This is a genomic window from Gemmatimonadota bacterium (assembly GCA_016714015.1).
GTDB lineage: Bacteria > Gemmatimonadota > Gemmatimonadetes > Gemmatimonadales > Gemmatimonadaceae > Pseudogemmatithrix.
Genome location: JADJNZ010000001.1, coordinates 15,952 through 32,455 on the forward strand (window position 1 = coordinate 15,952; position 16,504 = coordinate 32,455).

Below are 16,504 nucleotides of genomic sequence, written 5' to 3' on the forward strand. Positions count from 1 at the left end.
CGATCAGTGGCCGTGCTCGCCGATCTCGCCCTTGGCGAGTTCGGAGCGCAGCGCAAAGGCCCCAGCGACGACCACCCGACTGCCGGTCCGAAGACCGCTTCGGATGATCACGCGACCGCCGTCCACCGTCTCACCCACCTCGACCGGCACGGGCCGGAACTCACCGGGTGCGACGCCGGGCACGAACACCACCTGACGTCCCTCGACTTCCTGCACGGCGGCCTGTGGCACGACCGGCATCGCCGGACCACCGCCGCCGACCTGGATGCTCGCCGTCGCGAACATCCCCGGTTTGAGCGAAGCGTTCGCGTTCGGGATCTCCACCCGCGCGCGCACCGTGCGCTTGGTCTCGTCCAGCACCTCACCCACATACGCGAGACGCCCGATGAAGCGCCGCCCCGGGTACGCGCTGACCGTCACGACGACCGACTGTCCCGCGCGCACTCGCGCGAAGTCCCGCTCGAAGATGTCGAGCTCGATCCAGACCATCGAGAGATCGGCCACCGTGAACAACACGTCGGTCGGTCCGACGACCTCACCGAGACTGACGTTGCGCGCGACGACGGTGCCGGCGAAGGGCGCGACGAGACTGTACGCGGCCCCCGCGCCATGGTCGTGCGCGGCGCCGAGCACGGCCAAGCGTTCCTCGGTGCTCCGCAGTGCCGCCTCGCTGCGACGCAACTCGGCTTCAGCTAGCAGCAACTCCTTCCGGCTCGAGATGCCTTGGGACTCGAGTCGCTGTTCGCGCGCGAAGTTCTCCTTCGCGATCGCGACCAACTCCTCGCCCTGGCGCTCCTCGGCGCGCAACTGTCCGACATCTGCGCTCTCGAGCATCGCGAGCACCGCGTCGCCACCGACGCGGGCGCCGAGATCGGCGCGCACCGACAGCACGCGTGCTTCGGTGCGCGAGCCGACGTGGCTCACGCGGTTCGCATCATAGGTGATGGAACCAGTGACCTCGAGGCCGCTGGTCGTGATCGAATCGACGATCGCGACTCGTATGCCGCCGAGGCGGATGGACGCCGTATCGAGTACCACCACGTCGGACTCGGCTGTCGAGTCGCCGGCGGCCGGCGCCGTGCCGTCCGCTTCTGCCGCACCGTCCCCACCGGCGTCTCCGCCTCCACAGGCGAGCGAGACACCACCGACGACGAGTGCGAAGAGCAGCGCGACCGGCCGCGGTCGCAGGATGTTGAAGCTTGGGGTCACGGTGTGGTCCTGACGATGGGTGTAGTGGCATCCCGCGCACGAACGGCGGCGGGATCGATGGGCTGGAGGGATGCGGAGGACGGCGTGAGCCGACCAGTCGCCGCATCGAGTCGCACGAGCGCCTCGCGCTGCGCGAGCCAAGCGTCCCAGAAGCCGAACTCGGCATCGAGGAGCTGGTTGCGGAGGAGGAGCAGTGTCGAGAGATCGATCTTGCCCGCACCGTACGCGGTCTCGAGCAGCGCGGCGTTCTCATGCGCACGCGCGAGGACCTCGCGCTCGTAGACCCGAGCCTCCTCCGCCGCGGCGCGATACGCGCGCTCGGCGGCGATGACATCGGTCTCGACGCGCAGGAGGGCCCAACGGCGCGCGAACTGCGCTTGCTCCACGAGTGCGCGGCGTTGGTCGCCGAGTCCTTGATTCCGATTGAAGAACGGGAGTGTCAGTCCGAAAGCCGGCCCGAACTGCACCGAGCCGTCGTCCGGCGATCGGTTCCCCCCCACGCCGATCCGCAGATTCGGGAACGCCTCTCGTCGACCGAGTGCGCGAAGCGTCTCCGCCTCCCGTACCGCCTCCCCGGTCGCCGCCAGATCCGGTCGGCGGACGAGCGCGAGCGCGACGAGAGAGTCCACGGACAGCGCTTCGAGTCCGGTGATCAGCGAGGCGGTCGTGTCAGTCACCAAGCGGAGCGGCGTCTCCGCGCCGATCCCCACGAGCAGTTTGAACTCCAGTTCGGCGCTCGCTGCAGCGCGCCGCGCGCTCAAGACGCGGCCGCGCGCACGACCGGACTCGATCTCGGCGAGATTCGCCTCGAGCCTGCTGATCTCGCCCTCGCGCACTTGGATCCGCACCGCGACGAGCAGTCGCTCGCCCAGCGCGAGCGCTTCCTCTGCCACCGCGAGCCGACGGTCGGCGGCGACGGCACGAAAGAAGCCAACGCTCGCCTCGCCGATCGTGAGGCGGCCGGCATCCTGCACACCGAACGAGGCGCGCTCAAGTCCGAGCCGGGCGGCATCGGAACGCAAGCCGCGCTGCCCTGCCCACTCGATCTCCTGCAGCACCGTCAACTGCAGTTGGTCGGCGGCGCTCCCGAGCGCTCCTCCGGCGGACTGTATCGCCAGTTCGGGATTGGATCGGAGCACGCGCGTCTGGCGCAGCGCGCCGCGCGCGACCGCCGTCTCCTGGCGAACGCCCAGCAGCGTCGGACTTCGTTCGAGGGCGAGCCGTCGGACGTCGTCGAGCGCGAGCACGAGCGTGTCCGCGCGCGCCGAAGCCGCGGGGGACTGTGCGGTCGCCGACCGTGCGACGCTCGTGCTACCGAGCAGCGCGAGGAACGCGAGGAGCGCCGCTGATACTACGGGATGCGAGGAACATGGGAATCGAAGGGACACGCGCATGAGTCTCCGAAGAACCTCATCGCACGCCACTCTCGAGAGCGACGGCGGCAACGGCGCACCTTCCGCAACGCGGAGCGGCACCATCGCGCCTGAGCGCGGTATCGAGTTGGTCGAGCAACGAGATGTGTTGGGGCCCACCACAAGGGGCGGGCGCGCAGCGCGAGTTCGAACGCCTCAGCCGTCGTAGCTGAGAGTCAGCGCTGCGACAGACTCAGTCGATCGGCGGCCGCAACTGTGGCTGCGCGTCGCGGCTCGCGGGAATCCGGTCGCGAGACGCTAGCGGCGATTCGTGACCCGCGGCGAGGGCCCCGTCCAAGACCTGGTCCGTGCGGAACCAGCCGCCATGCGCGTGCGCATGATGGCACGCGTGTTGGTCATGACCTTCTTCTCCTGACGAACGCTCGCCCGGATGTTCAGGCGAGTCGTTCATCGCGCCATTCTCCCCGTCGCCGTGCGCGACGTGAGACGCGGCGTGACGTCCTGACCCCTCCACCTGCGTCAACTCTTGGTGCGTCGCGTCGCCATCATGCACGTCCGCCAGCAGTGACTCGGCCGTGGAGAAGCCGAAGCACAGAGCGAGGACGAGCGCCGCGAGGTGGCGCAGACGGCGGAGGCGGTGGAGGGACATTCCCATGCAAACTAGTATCGGCGGCGGTCGCGCCGCAACAAGGACGCGATCCCTCCCCTGCTAGCGCCCGCGCGGTGACTCACCGATGACACCCGACATCCGCCTCGGCCTCCGTGAGAACCTCGGCCAGTTCTCGCTCCTCCTGCTGGTCAATTCGTTCGTCGGCGCGATGGTCGGTATGGAACGCACCATCGTCCCGGCAATCGCCGAACAGGAGTTCCGGCTCGCGGCCGTACCGCGATCCTGTGGTTCATCGTCGTCTTCGGTGTCACGAAAGCCCTCTCCAACTATCTCGCCGGGCGGCTCTCGGATCGCTTCGGCCGCAAGCATCTCCTTGTCGCGGGGTGGCTCGTCGCCGTCCCAGTAACCGTTCTATACATGATGTGGGCGCCAAGCTGGACGTTGGTGCTCGTCGCGAACGCATTCCTCGGCGTGAGCCAGGGTCTGACCTCGTCGACCACCGTCATCATGAAGATCGATCTCACCGGACCGCGGAATCGCGGGTTCGCGATGGGGCTCAACGAGTTCGGCGGTTACCTCGCCGTCGCGCTCAGCGCGCTCGCCAGTGGCTTCATCGCCGCGCGCTACGGGCTCCGGCCGCAGCCGTTCTATCTCGGGATCTCGTTCGTCGCGATCGGATTGGTGCTGTCCGTCGTCGCGGTGCGTGAGACGGCACCACACGTCGCCGCCGAGTCGCGGAGTCACGGCGTGGCATCCGGCGCGGCCGGCCCGACTCAGCGAGAGATCTTCCGGCGTACGTCGCTCACTGACAGCGATCTCTCGAGCGTCTCGCAAGCCGGTCTCGTCAACAATCTCAACGACGGCATGGAGTGAGGCTGTTCCCGCTCCTCTACGCTGCCGCGCAACTCGACGTCGCACGCAGTACGTGCGATGTATCCACCACCTGAGGGGTCGGCATAACGTCAAGTTGTGCTGCGGCCGCTTCCATAGAATGCGGTTGGGCGGCCGCGCGGTACCTTCAGGTACGATAAAGCGCGGCCGCCCAACCGCTAGCCCAGCGCGGCCGTCTGCACCAACTGCCGTTATGCCGCTACGTGCTCCGCGGCCGTGAACGCCTAGAGCCCACGCACCCAGTGCGCCCACACCTCGGCATCGTGACCGAGATCCTTTCCCCGAAGGGCGACCAAGAGCCGGTGCGCCGAATCCCGGAGATCGGTGTGCTCCGCTGCCGCGAACGCGAGAAGCATCTCACCTCCATCCCGCAACAAGGGCAGAGCAAGGCTCGAGTCGACCCCCGTGGCAGCCAGCAAGCGCATCGTGCCGGTGAGGTGGAACAGTGCGGTGCCTCGGAGCATCTGGTGCAGTTCAGGAGCGACGGGACCCCAGTCCACCGGGCGTGGTGACGTCTGCGTGAACGAGGAGAGCACGAGACTCGCCATTGCGCCGACGGGACCATCCGCCTCCAACTGCGCGCGCAGGAGAGCGTGCAGCACTCGATCGTCGTTCGTGAAGTTCGACAGCAGTGCCACCGCAGCCATTCGGTTGCGAAAGTTCGGGTCCGCGTGCACGGCACTCAGAGCGGCCTCCCTGTCCGAGAGGCTCGCGTGCGCGGCGAGGAAGCGCCATACCCCGAGCACTGCAATGGAGTCGGCTCCCGAGAGACCTCGGAGCGCCGTTGAGTCGCCTCCTCGCCACGCTCGGTACCGCCACAGACTCATCTGAAATGGACCGGGATGCTCAGAAAGCACGAGGATTACCGGCGCCCACTCATGGCGGGGCGCGAGTGTGTCCATTGGCGCAATACGATGGCGCACGCGCGCAGAATCTTGAGGTTCCACGACAATCACGACGACGCGCTCGAGGGAGTCCCCCGGTAGCTCATATGAGGTTGCAGCGGCGTCCGCGAAGCCGAGCTGGTATCTCAATGCAGCTGCGCAGGCATGCGAATCGAGCGTAGTCCCGGGTGCGTACTTCGCGAGCGAATCCTGCATCATCGCGATTGTCCACCGCTGGAGACCGACGACCTCGATCGACTTACCGGGGACCAAGAGCACCGTCGGAGTGCGGCTGGGCGGCGAAGCGCACGCGGCGACCGCGAACGCCAGAATCGCACCTCGCAACACCGTCACGGTAGTCATCCGGCTAAGGCTCCAGTCGGCATAACGTGTGCTTCTGCTGTGAACGCTTCAATAGAAAGCAGTTGTGGGGCGGCCGCTAGGCCGTGTCTTTCCCAACAACCGGACGCCCCACAACTGCATCCGTACCCGCGTTCATCGGCAGCAAGCGGCGTTATACGGCGCCCGTCGCCGCGCACGCGTTCACGGTGAACCGGTGGAGGGCAACGTGGTCGTGTCGATGGCAATGGTCGAGTCGCCGAGCCGGCCGCGCACGCGGACAAAGTGCTGGGGATTCGGGTCGCTCGTGCAGACGTAGGCGATCCAGGAGTCGGCACCGACGAACCCGGCGAATCCACAATGGGCATCTCCGCCCGGCACCTCGATGCGCCGCGATCGAGCGAGTTGGCGGTAGTCCGGCACGGACCGCACCACGGCGAAAGCGCCATTGCGACCATCGAACTCCACGAACGCGATCCGTTGGCCCGTGGAGTCGAACGCGAATGTCGTGAGGCCGTCGACGAAGCCGGGGGGGAGCGGCAGGAACTCCGGGTCCGCCGCCGCCATCTGGCGCACGAGTCCGTGCGCGTAGCCGCAGCGATCACTGACCGCCGCAATGCGATAGCCGGCCACGGTGTCGAGAGTGAGTTCCTGCACCAAGAGCGGCGGGATGGCGGCGCTCGAGTCGATGAACACGACGAGCGGTACGGAGTCCTCATCGCAGGAACCAGACGAGAACTGCAGTCGCTCACGGCTCCACGACGTCGCGGGTTGCGCGTCAGGCGCCGCACCCACGTCCTGGCGTGCGCGCGGCTGCTCGGATTCCGCGCTACAGGCCGCGACCAGTGATACAAGAACGACTGTGCATGCTAGTTTCATCGCGCGTCAGTATAACGTCAGCTTGTGCTGTGGCCGATCGTATAAAATGCGGGTTGGCGGCCACGCCGGTCCTTCAGGAACGATAAAGCGGGGCCGCCAACCCGCTACCCTGGCCGGCCATCTGCACCAAGCGCCGTTAGCCGGCGGCACGCCGAACTCTGCCATCGGAGTGCCACGACTCGATGCTTCTCAGGTCTTCGGCCAGACGATGTGGGAGCTGTGCGCGCAATGCCTGCTCCGCGCTTGGGGATCCCGCGCGTCCGAGCCCTTCAAGGAATGACACCGAGATCATGTTCGATACAGGATCGTCGGACGGCCCAAGGGCACGGTCGAGTTCACCGAGCAAGCTTGTCACGGTTGTGGGGTCGGCAGCGAGCGTCTCGCAGGCCCAACGCTTCACGTCAGCCATCAGGACGTGGCCGAGGAGCTCACCGTAATCAGCCTCGTGAGCAGCACGCAACGCGGCGATCGCGGGAACTGCGCTCTGGAGGCGATCGAAGAACTCCTTCTCTGGGTTCACGTAGCTCGCCTCCGTCCGGCTAACGTCAAGTTGTGCTGCGGCCGCTTCCATAAAACGCAGGTGGGCGGCCGTGCGATACCGAAAGGTACAAAAGAGCACGGCCGCCCACCTGCTTCACTAACGCGGCCGTCTGCACCAACTGCCGTTAGGGCGCCGCGCGCGGAGCACGCGCGTACCGCATGCTCCCGCAGAATCCGTCCATCTCTAACGCCCCATCTTCAACGAGTGTAAACCGGCTGGAGTATTCCCGCGTCGAAAGAGTGAGCTGCCGCCCGACGACCGAGTACCTGAACTCATGTCGGAAGTCGTAGTAGAACACGCGCGTCGAGTCGCTGTTCTGAAACCGGTCCTCGGGACGCGAGCGCTGATGCGAGCGCCACTCTCCGCGGCCGCTCGCTTGGAACAACAGCGTGTCTCCAAGGAAGTACATCTCCGCGCCCTCCGCCGCCATCAGCGGCATACAGCGAACCAATAGGTTCTCTGTCGTATCAAGGGCGACGCCGCCGATCGACGAAAGGACGAACAGCTGCGGGGCCGGCCCGGGTCCGAGGAGGTCGCTGCAGCCGGTCGCGATGAGTAGCGGAACGAGGAACACCGCTGCCGCGCGAACGGCGCCTGCCGCTCGTGCTCGGAACCGAATCGCAGAGACGTGCAGGGTGTGCATCGATGCCTCTCTGGTCGCCCTAACGTCGAGTTGTGCTGTGGCCGACGGGTGCGGCCGACCAATGAGGGCCGCCACCCAGCGGCCCTGCCCACTGTCGTTAGGTGGTACCGGGCGATCCCCAGTGCGGGTCGACGCTCGGCCGGCGGCCAGACGGCGGAGTTTGCGCCGCCCGGGGGCGGGGGGGGTGGGGGGGGGGGTGCCCGGGGGGGGGGGCGGGGGGGGGGGGGGGGGGGCGCGAGGGGGGGGGGGGGGGGGGGGGGGGGGGCGCTGAGCGGGTGCGCAGCCACCAGCCACCCAACCGGCACGGCAGATTGCCCTAACGCGGTGCCGGCCGCTTTCATAAAATGCGGTTGGGCGGCCGTGCGGTACCTTCAGGTACGATAAAGCACGGCCGGCCAACCGCTACCCCAGCGCGGCCGTCTGCACCAACTGCCGTTATGCCGCCGGCACGAGACCCCGCTCTACTCCGCCTGCAACACGACCGCGGGGTCGATCTCTGACACGGTGCGTGCTTGTAGGTACGCGATTCCCCCGACGAGCAGTAGGACGGCGGAGGCGACCAGCGCAACAAGAGTCATCGCAATCGCCCCCCAGCCTGCTCCACTCACGTCACCCAGCTGGGAGTCACGCACCATCGACGCGCCGACCGTCAGCAGAAGGATCATCGACAGCACGCCGCCAGCAGTCGCGCCGATAAACCCAAGCTTCGTCGCATCGCGCACGACCAGCCGCACGAGCGCCGCCGGCTGCGCCCCGAGGGCCAAGCGGATGCCGAACTCATGGCGTCTCCTGCGCAGCGCCTCGCGCACGACGGCTGCCACGCCGACGAGCGCGAGAGCAATCGCGATAGCGCATGTGACGAAGATCGTCTGCGACACCATTCGGCCGAGATCGAGATCACCGGCGCGATTGAGATGGTTGCGCAGTGATCCGATGAACTCAATCACGGCAGACGGATGCGACACCTCGATGCTCTGCCGAAGTGTTCCAAGGGCGACTTCGTCGGTCGCACGAGGAAGGACTGCGATTGCAAAGCCGGGCGGCGAGGAGAAGTCTTGACCAAGCACTTCCCCTTGGGCGAGCGGGCGGAACATGATGCTGAAGCGGGGGGAGCCGGACGTGGCATACCGACCGGCCAGGCCGTGCAACGGCTGCGTGTTCTCAACGACCCCAACGACCGTCATCCACGGCGCCGGCTCCGAGGGCGGACCAAGCTTGATTCGGCGTCCGAGCGGGTCTTGTCCGGGCCACAGTTGCGCGCACGCGGCCTCGGTCAGGATGACGACGGGCTGCGCACCGTACGTGTCGGAGGCATCAAACGCTCTGCCACGAGTGATGCGCAGATCTAGCGTACGGAACATCTCGGGGTCTACATCGAATGACCAGGAAGGAGAGCCAGCGTAGCGCTGAGGCGCTCCTACTCCCTCGAGCGTGATCGCCTCGTCTGGCGTTCTGCCCACATTGGGATAGAAGGTGCCCCAAGCGGTTGCGGCCGCAATCGCCGGCGTCGAGCGCAAGCGTGACAGGAGGTCCGCCACAAGCACCTGTCGGTCCGCAGGGCTTAGGGATGGGGGCAGCGAGACGCTGGCGAAGGAGACGCCGTCCACTCGAAACGCGAGTGCCGCGCGTTGCGAGCTTGCGTACGTACCATAGAGGAACGCGGCGGAGACGCTGAGCAAGAGTGCAACCGCGACCTCTACGACCACGAGCCCATTTCGAACGCGTCCAACAGCTCGCGTTTCGATACTGCCTCCTGCTCTGAGTAGGGCTCCGACGTCCTGGCCAGCGAGCAAGGGCGGAAGTGCCGCCGCGAGCGTTGCGGACAGCAGGCCGACCCCGAGCGCGACCACGAGGCCCGGCGATCCGATGGCGATCTGATCCACTCCCGCGCGCTCAAACCATCCGATCCACGCTATGAGTTTCAGGATGCCAGCGGCCATGCCAAAGCCGGCGAGTCCGCCGAGCACACCGACCAGCACCGCTTCGACGACGAATGGACGTGCCAGTTGGATGCCGGTTGAGCCGAGCGCGACGCGGACCGCTATGCCGTGCCTCCTCTCGACTGCCCGGCCGAGGAAGAGCACGAGCGTGTTGAGCGTGGCGATTAGAAAGAGACAGGCGCTGCCGGCGAGTAGCACGAAGGTGCCTCGACCCATCGCGGGGCGAAGAATACTCGCCACCGAGCGCACCCACGCGCGGGAAGGAGCGCCAGTTGAGGCACCATCCGAAGGCGACTGTGCCTTTGCGATTGCGAGAAGCTGTGGCATCGCAGACTGGGTCTTGGCGCGAGCAAGTAGTGAATAGGCCCGCCGCGCGCCGGGTGGTGGAAACTCCGCGTCGAGCACCCACAACTGCGCCTGACTCGGATAGTCGATCACCGATGGCATGACGCCCACGACGCGGAACTCTCGCTCGGACACCAGCACCGAACGACCAATGAGTGCGGTATCACCGCCGAAGTAGCGATCCCACAGTCCGTGGCTGAGTATCACGCTACCCGGCTGGCGCTCCAGAGCATCCGGGACGGGCGCGCGAAACCGCGGTAGGGATCCAAGAGTCCGGAAGAACCCCGTATCGACCGCCGCTGCGGTCGCTCGAATGGCGCCGGCTGGTGTCACAATCGTCAACGGCATCGTGCGCCAGCGCGCCACGGCGGCGACGCGGCTTAGCTCGCGCGACCATGCGTCAGCTGTCGCCGAACTGAGTACGTCTGGCGGGGGGGAGGCATCGTCAGCAGTGACGGCGAACGCCAATGCGCATACCGACGCCAAGCGCAGTACGAAAGAAGCGAGGAGAGGGCGGAAACCGGGGGCGAGATGACGCCACGGAGTCGGACGTCGCTTACCGTGCCACCGAAGAAAGCTTCGCACCGAGGTCCTCGGCTGGAGATCGAGCGCAGAGGTGCTCCTCTTCGGAGCGCGAGACCTGACTGGGTCGGCATAACGTCAGGTTGTGGCGCGGGGCCGTCCTAGATGCGGGGGGCGGCCGCAGTGACGGCGACGCCAATGCGCCTGGCCACACACGCCAAGCGCAGCCGAACTGTCAAGCGCTGCGGTCCCGGGCGAGATCGAGTGCGAACGCGGACCACGAGCGCGGCTGACTCCTGCGGCTCGGCAACTCAATGGCGCGATCTGACTCGCGCCGGCGGCAGGGGAGGGTCCGGCCCTGGGGCGGCCCGGGGGGGGCGAGCGCAATCGGACGTCGCTTACCGGGCCACCGACGAAAGCGCCGCACCGAGGTCCGCTCGGCGCTGGCGGGAGATCGAGCGCAGAGAGTGGCGGCACTTCGAGCGAGACCTGACTCGGGTCCAGCTAACGTTCTATTCACCTGCAAGATATCCTACCCCCCGCGCCACCTTTCCTGCAAGCGGCGCCGGGATATCCACTATCTGGGCCCAAGCCGGTCCGCCGGACTCAACACCCCCAAACGGCCGCGGTTCAGCACGTGCGTGTAGATCATCGTCGTGCTCACGTCCGAATGGCCCATCAGTTCCTGCAGCGTCCGGATATCGTACCCGTCCTCCAATAGATGCGTCGCGAACGAATGGCGAAGCGTGTGGCAGGTCGCCCGCTTCGCTATCCCCGCCTCGCGCACCGCCCGCTGCACCGCCCGCTGCACCGCCGACTCGTGCAGGTGGTGCCGGCAGATCCCGCCCGTCTCCGCATCACGGTACTCGCGCGCCGCCGGGAACACCCACTGCCACGCCAGGTCCGTCGCCCACGACGGCGCCTTCCGGTCGAGCGCCGTCGGCAATGCCACGCGCCCATGGCCGCGCGCGAGATCGCGCTCGTGCAGCGTCCGCACGCGAGCCAGGTGCGCCTCCAGCGCCGCGCGGGCGCTCGTCGGCAGCATCGTCACCCGGTCCTTCCCGCCCTTGCCGCGACGCACGCGGATCTCCCCGCCCGCGAGGTCGATGTCCTTCACCCGCAGCGTCAGGCACTCCATCAGGCGGAGCCCCGCGCCGTACAGCAACAGGCCGATGAGGCCCATCGTGCCGCTGAGCCGCCCGAGCAACGCGCGCACCTCCTCCCGACTGAGCACCGCCGGCAGGTGCGGAGGCGCATTCGACCGCAGTACGCGGCGAAGGTCGCCGATCGGGATCGCGAGGACATCATTGTAGAGCAGCAACAACGCACTCAGCGCCTGCATCTGCGTCGATCGCGAGACCCGGCGCTCGCTCGCTAGATGCGTCAGGTACGCCAATACCTCGGCCTCCCCCAGGTCGGCTGGATGTCGAGTGCCGTGATATCTGATGTAGCGAAGGATCCAACCTAGATATGCCTGCTCGGTGCGCGGGCTTAAGTGGCGCGCGCGCATGCGGCCTTTCACGAGCGGCAGGAGCCGAGGACGGTCGGGTGGCATCGAGGCGGACGGGGGTCGGGGTCGGACATTCGACCATCATCCTGCCCACACCCCGCCGCCCCCGCATCACCCCTTTGTTGCGAGTGACATCGCGCGAGCTGAACCGGCGCGCCGCCACGCCGCCTCGGCGGCCGCCTCAGCGCCCCGCGGGCTCCTCGTGCATCTTCTTGAAGTGCAGCAGGCCGGGTGCCCACATGTGCTTCACCGGGTCCACGTCCACATGCACCACCGCGCAACGCCCTGACGCGAGGGCGCGCTCCAGCGCCGGCCGCAGCGCGGCCGCCTCCGACACCCGCTCGCCGTGCGCCCCCATGCTCCGCGCGAGGTCGTCCCACCGGATCTCGCCGAGGTCGGCCTTGATGGTCTCGTCGGCATCGAGATGCTTGAAGAGCATCGTCTTGATGGGCCGCAGCATGAACTGCTGGTTCATCTTGACCATCCCCCACTGCCGGTCGACCATCACGATGAACACCACCGGCGCCCCGAGCCGGATGGCGCTCTCGATCTCCTGCGGATGGAACCCCATCGCGCCATCGCCGATGATGCAGCACACCGGCTGGCCCGGGCGCGCGACCGCCGCGCCGATCGCCTGCGCCGGTCCCGCGCCGAGCATCCCGAACTTGAAGGTCGAGAGCAGCGTGTTCGGCACCTCCATCAGGTGGTGGAACATCGTCCAGATCGCCGCGTTGCCGCCGTCGGCGACGAGCACGGTCCCCTTGGGGAAGACGGCGCGGCAGGTGGACGCGATGTGCGCGGGATGCATCGGGACGGCCACGTCGTCCAGCGCCTTGTCCCAGCCGGCGCGGTCGGCGGCGATGCGACGCTGATACGCCGCGATGCGCGAGCCGTGCAGGCCGCGCTGCGCCTCGAGCATCGGCGTGCGTTCGAGCGCCTCGGCGAGCAGCGTGAGGAAGCGACCGACGTCGGCCTCGATGCCGAGATCGACCGGCCGGTTGAGCCCGATCATCGCGCCGTCGATGTCCACCTGGATCGCGCGCTGCGTCGCCGGGTCACGCCAGTACGGCGGGCGTCCCCACCAGTCGGTCTCGCCGAGCCGGGACCCGAGGATGAGCACCACGTCGGCATCGTTGCGGACCTTGTGGTTGAGCTCCACGTGCGGCATCGGGATCGCGAGCGGCGACGATTCGCTCAGCACGCCGCGGGCGGCCCAGCTGGTGGTCACCGGCGCCTGCAGCGCCTCGGCGACGCGCGCGAGGGCGGTGAAGGCCTGCGCGTGGATGACGCCGCTCCCCGCGTGGAGCATCGGGGCGCTCGCCTGGCGGAGCAGGCGCGCGGCCTCCTCCACGTCGGCCATCGCGGGTTCGAGCGGTGACCGGCGCCGCGAGCGCGCCGGCGCCCACAGGGCCGGCTCGCGCTCGAGCTTCCCGTTCATGATCGTCTCGGGCACGTCGAGGTGGACCACACCGGGGCGCCCTTCGAAGCTCGCGCGCAGCGCCTTCCGCGCGAGCTCGGGAAGGCGATCGGGGGACGAGACCGCGGTGCTCCACTTCGCGAGCTTGCCGATCACGCCCGTCTGGTCGAAGCACTGGTACGCGCCGCCGCGATCGGGATACATGATCCCCGGGCGCCGCGCACTCGTGATCGCCAGCACGCGATTGCCCTCGGCCTGCTCCACCACGAGGCCGGGCAGCAGGTTCGCGACGCCGGGACCGTTGCTCGCCATGCAGACGCCAAGCTTGCCGGTGAGGCGCGCGTACGCGCCCGCCATGTGCGCGGCGGAGGTCTCGTGGCGCGGCGTCACGATCCCGATGCCGAGTCGATGGAGTGCGGAGTAGAAGCCGAAATAGGTCCCGTCGATGATGCCGAAGACCTGCTCCACGCCTTCCGCCTGCAACATGCGCGCGAGGACCTCGCCGCCGGTGGTGCCCGACATCATCTGCCTCGGAGTGGGGACCCGCACACGGTACGGGTCAGGGGACGATGCGGGGATAGGCATTTCCCCCACGCCAACTCGGGCCGCGCCTGACAGCCGATTCCGCACGGCATTCGCATCGTCCATCCCATGCGACACCGGACCATCATCGAGCCGTTCCGCATCAAGAGCGTCGAGCCCATCCGCCTCAGCACGGAGTCGGAGCGCACGGCCGCGCTGCAGGCGGCGCACTACAACCCGTTCCTCCTCGACTCCGACCAGGTCATCATCGACCTGCTCACCGACAGCGGCACGTCGGCGATGAGCGTCGAACAATGGGCCGGCGTGATGGTCGGCGACGAGGCGTACGCCGGCTCGCGCTCCTGGAAGCGGATGGAGCGCGCGGTGCATGACCTCACCGGCATGGCGCACGTCCTCCCGACGCACCAGGGCCGCGCCGCCGAACGGATCATCTACGGCCATCTCGGCGGCGCGGGGAAGGTCTTCATCTCCAACACGCACTTCGACACGACGCGCGCCAACATCGAGTTCTCCGGCGCGACGGCGCTCGACATCCCCATCGCGGTCGGGCGCGATCCGCGGGCGGAGCATCCGTTCAAGGGGAACATGGACACCGTCGCGCTCGAGCAGCTGTTGCGCGCGCATGCCGGGCACATCGGCGCGGTGATCCTCACCGTCACCAACAACACCGGCGGCGGCCAGCCGGTGAGCCTGGCGAACGCCGCCGAGGTCTCGCGGCTCTGCCGGGCGCATGGCGTGCTCTTCCTGCTCGACTGCTGCCGCATCGCCGAGAACGCCTGGTTCATCAAGGACCGCGAGGCGGGGATGGAGGCGCTCAGCTACCGCGAGATCGCGCAGCGGATGTTCGCGCTGGCCGACGGCGCCGTGATGAGCGCCAAGAAGGACGCCTTCGCGAACATGGGGGGGTTCCTCGCGCTCCGCGACGAGGCGCTCGCCGCGGCCTGCACCAACCTGCTCATCATCACCGAGGGGTTCTCCACCTACGGCGGCCTCTCCGGCCGCGACATGGAGGCCATCGCGATCGGGCTCGTCGAGATCTTCGACCCGCACTACCTCGAGTACCGCATCCGGTCCACCACCTTCCTCGGCGACCACCTGCACGCGCTGGGGGTGCCGCTCATGCGGCCCATCGGCGGGCATGCGGTCTACGTGGACGCCAAGGCGCTGTACCCGCAGATCCCCGTGACCGAGTATCCCGGGCAGGCGCTCGTCTGCGAGCTGTACCAGCTGGCCGGCATCCGCTGCGTCGAGATCGGCTCGGTGATGTTCGGCACGTACGGGGCGGACGGGGCGCTCGTCCCCGCGGCGATGGAGCTCGTGCGGCTGGCCATCCCGCGGCGGGTCTACACGCAGAGCCACATCGAGTACGTGGCGGAGACCTTCGAGGAGGTCCTGCGGCGGCGCGAGGCGACGCGCGGCTACCGGATCGTCAAGGAACCGCGCTTCCTGCGGCACTTCAGCGCGCACTTCGCGCCGGCCTGAGCGCACGTCGCGGAACGGGGGTACCGGCCGTAGATTCGGGGGGGCCAGCAGGCCCCCCGGCTGCCCCGTTCCCCCCAGCTCCGCGACGATGACCGCACATGCTGCCGCCGCCCCCGAGGCGCCGCGCGCCCGCTTCCTCTCGCCCACCCAGCAGATCGTCGTCGCGATGGTCGTCGGCATCGCGCTGGGGACGCTCTTCCCGGCCGCCGAGTATCCCGGCGTCATCGCGGCCTTCAAGGTGGGCTCGAGCGTCTTCCTCCGGCTCATCAAGACCCTGATCGTCCCGCTGCTCTTCAGCACGCTCGTGGTGGGCATCGCCGGGCACGGCGACGACATGAAGAAGGTCGGGCGCCTGGCCTTCCGGTCGATCATCTACTTCGAGGTCGTCACGACGCTCGCGCTCGTCGTCGGGCTGGTGGCGGTGAACGTCGTGAAGCCCGGCGCCGGGATCTCGCTCGAAGGGGCGGCCGCGACCACCGGCACCGAGTACGCCGCGACCAAGGTGACCTTCGCCTCGGTGATGGAGCACATGGTCCCGCAGAGCTTCTTCGAGGCCGCGACGAAGAACGAGGTGCTGCAGATCGTCGTCTTCACGATCCTCTTCGCCATCGGCGTCGCGCAGGTGCAGGGCCCGGCCAAGAAGGTGATGCTCGATTGGTGCGACGCGCTCGCGCAGGTGATGTTCAAGTTCACCGGGCTCGTGATGTCCTTCGCGCCCATCGGCATCGGATGCGCGATCGCCGTCACGGTGGGATCGAGCGGCCTCGGGGTGCTCAAGTCGCTCGCGATCCTCGTGGCCACGCTGTACGGTGCGCTCATCGTCTTCGCGCTCGGCGTGCTGCTCCCCGTCGCGCTCATCGCCCGCGTGCCGATCCGCCGCTTCTGGAGCTTCGTCAAGGAGCCCTGGCTCATCGCGTTCTCCACGGCCAGCTCCGAGGCCGCGCTCCCCAAGGCGATGGAGAACCTCGAGAAGTTCGGGATCCCGCGCCGCATCATCGCGTTCGTGCTGCCGACGGGCTACTCGTTCAACCTCGACGGCTCCACGCTCTACCTCGCCGTCGCCGCGGTCTTCGCCGCGCAGGCCGGCGGCATCGACCTGCCGATCGGCCAGCAACTCGTGATCATGCTCACGCTCATGCTCACGTCGAAGGGCGTGGCCGGCGTGCCGCGCGCGTCGCTCGTGATCCTCTCGGGCGCGCTCGCGATGTTCGACCTCCCGCTCGAGGCGATCGCCATCATCCTGGGCGTCGACGCGATCATGGACATGGCGCGCACGAGCATCAACCTCCTCGGCAACTGCCTCGCCACCGCCGTCATGGCGCGGTGGGAGGGCGAGTTCCCCGACAACCCGCCCGCGGCGAGCGCGTCCTGATCCG

At 68.1% G+C, this 16,504-nt stretch carries 12 protein-coding genes and 1 pseudogene; 3 read left to right on the forward strand and 10 right to left on the reverse strand.

The annotated features are described in order from the left end of the window. Window positions 1-3: 3 nt before the first annotated feature. The 3 genes from IPJ78_00075 to IPJ78_00085 all read right to left on the reverse strand — a co-directional run bounded on the left by IPJ78_00075 (window position 4) and on the right by IPJ78_00085 (window position 3,231). Window positions 4-1,209 carry an efflux RND transporter periplasmic adaptor subunit gene (locus IPJ78_00075; protein MBK7904939.1) on the reverse strand — a complete coding sequence of 402 codons (1,206 nt, stop codon included), beginning with the start codon at window positions 1,207-1,209 and terminating at the stop codon, window positions 4-6. Further along, the gene (locus tag IPJ78_00080; GenBank protein ID MBK7904940.1) at window positions 1,206-2,597 is read right to left on the reverse strand and encodes a TolC family protein; all 1,392 of its coding nucleotides are present in this window, start codon (window positions 2,595-2,597) and stop codon (window positions 1,206-1,208) included. The genes IPJ78_00075 and IPJ78_00080 overlap by 4 nt, the downstream gene beginning before the upstream one ends. Before the next feature lie 217 nt (window positions 2,598-2,814). Next, window positions 2,815-3,231 carry a hypothetical protein gene (locus IPJ78_00085; GenBank protein MBK7904941.1) on the reverse strand — a complete coding sequence of 139 codons (417 nt, stop codon included), beginning with the start codon at window positions 3,229-3,231 and terminating at the stop codon, window positions 2,815-2,817. 85 nt (window positions 3,232-3,316) lie between these two features. On the opposite strand from IPJ78_00085, the pseudogene IPJ78_00090 reads away from it, so the two are divergent. Further along, window positions 3,317-4,065: pseudogene (locus IPJ78_00090) on the forward strand (MFS transporter). Between the two features lie 242 nt (window positions 4,066-4,307). Here IPJ78_00090 and IPJ78_00095 read toward each other — a convergent pair. From IPJ78_00095 to IPJ78_00125, 7 genes are all read right to left on the reverse strand, one after another. Next, window positions 4,308-5,330, reverse strand: coding sequence for a hypothetical protein (locus IPJ78_00095; GenBank protein MBK7904942.1), 1,023 nt, complete (start codon window positions 5,328-5,330; stop codon window positions 4,308-4,310). Window positions 5,331-5,510: 180 nt separating this feature from the next. Further along, on the reverse strand, window positions 5,511-6,002 hold the full coding sequence (locus tag IPJ78_00100; GenBank protein ID MBK7904943.1) for a hypothetical protein: 492 nt from the start codon (window positions 6,000-6,002) through the stop codon (window positions 5,511-5,513). A gap of 319 nt (window positions 6,003-6,321) precedes the next feature. After that, window positions 6,322-6,705 carry a hypothetical protein gene (locus IPJ78_00105; GenBank protein MBK7904944.1) on the reverse strand — a complete coding sequence of 128 codons (384 nt, stop codon included), beginning with the start codon at window positions 6,703-6,705 and terminating at the stop codon, window positions 6,322-6,324. A 145-nt stretch (window positions 6,706-6,850) separates the two neighbouring features. Further along, a complete protein-coding gene (locus IPJ78_00110) occupies window positions 6,851-7,369 on the reverse strand; it encodes a hypothetical protein (GenBank protein MBK7904945.1) in 519 nt (172 codons plus the stop codon). 461 nt (window positions 7,370-7,830) lie between these two features. Continuing rightward, window positions 7,831-10,122, reverse strand: coding sequence for an ABC transporter permease (locus tag IPJ78_00115; protein ID MBK7904946.1), 2,292 nt, complete (start codon window positions 10,120-10,122; stop codon window positions 7,831-7,833). Window positions 10,123-10,753: 631 nt separating this feature from the next. Further along, window positions 10,754-11,731 (reverse strand): integron integrase, encoded by a 978-nt coding sequence (locus tag IPJ78_00120; GenBank protein ID MBK7904947.1) that lies wholly within the window; start codon window positions 11,729-11,731, stop codon window positions 10,754-10,756. A 136-nt stretch (window positions 11,732-11,867) separates the two neighbouring features. Beyond that, window positions 11,868-13,625, reverse strand: a complete 1,758-nt coding sequence (locus IPJ78_00125; GenBank protein MBK7904948.1) for a thiamine pyrophosphate-binding protein — start codon at window positions 13,623-13,625, stop codon at window positions 11,868-11,870. A gap of 129 nt (window positions 13,626-13,754) precedes the next feature. Between IPJ78_00125 and IPJ78_00130 the strand changes: the two genes are divergently transcribed. Both IPJ78_00130 and IPJ78_00135 read left to right on the forward strand, forming a co-directional pair. Next, window positions 13,755-15,128, forward strand: coding sequence for a tryptophanase (locus tag IPJ78_00130; protein MBK7904949.1), 1,374 nt, complete (start codon window positions 13,755-13,757; stop codon window positions 15,126-15,128). Window positions 15,129-15,216: 88 nt separating this feature from the next. Then, window positions 15,217-16,500 carry a dicarboxylate/amino acid:cation symporter gene (locus IPJ78_00135; GenBank protein ID MBK7904950.1) on the forward strand — a complete coding sequence of 428 codons (1,284 nt, stop codon included), beginning with the start codon at window positions 15,217-15,219 and terminating at the stop codon, window positions 16,498-16,500. The last annotated feature ends 4 nt before the right edge of the window (window positions 16,501-16,504 follow it).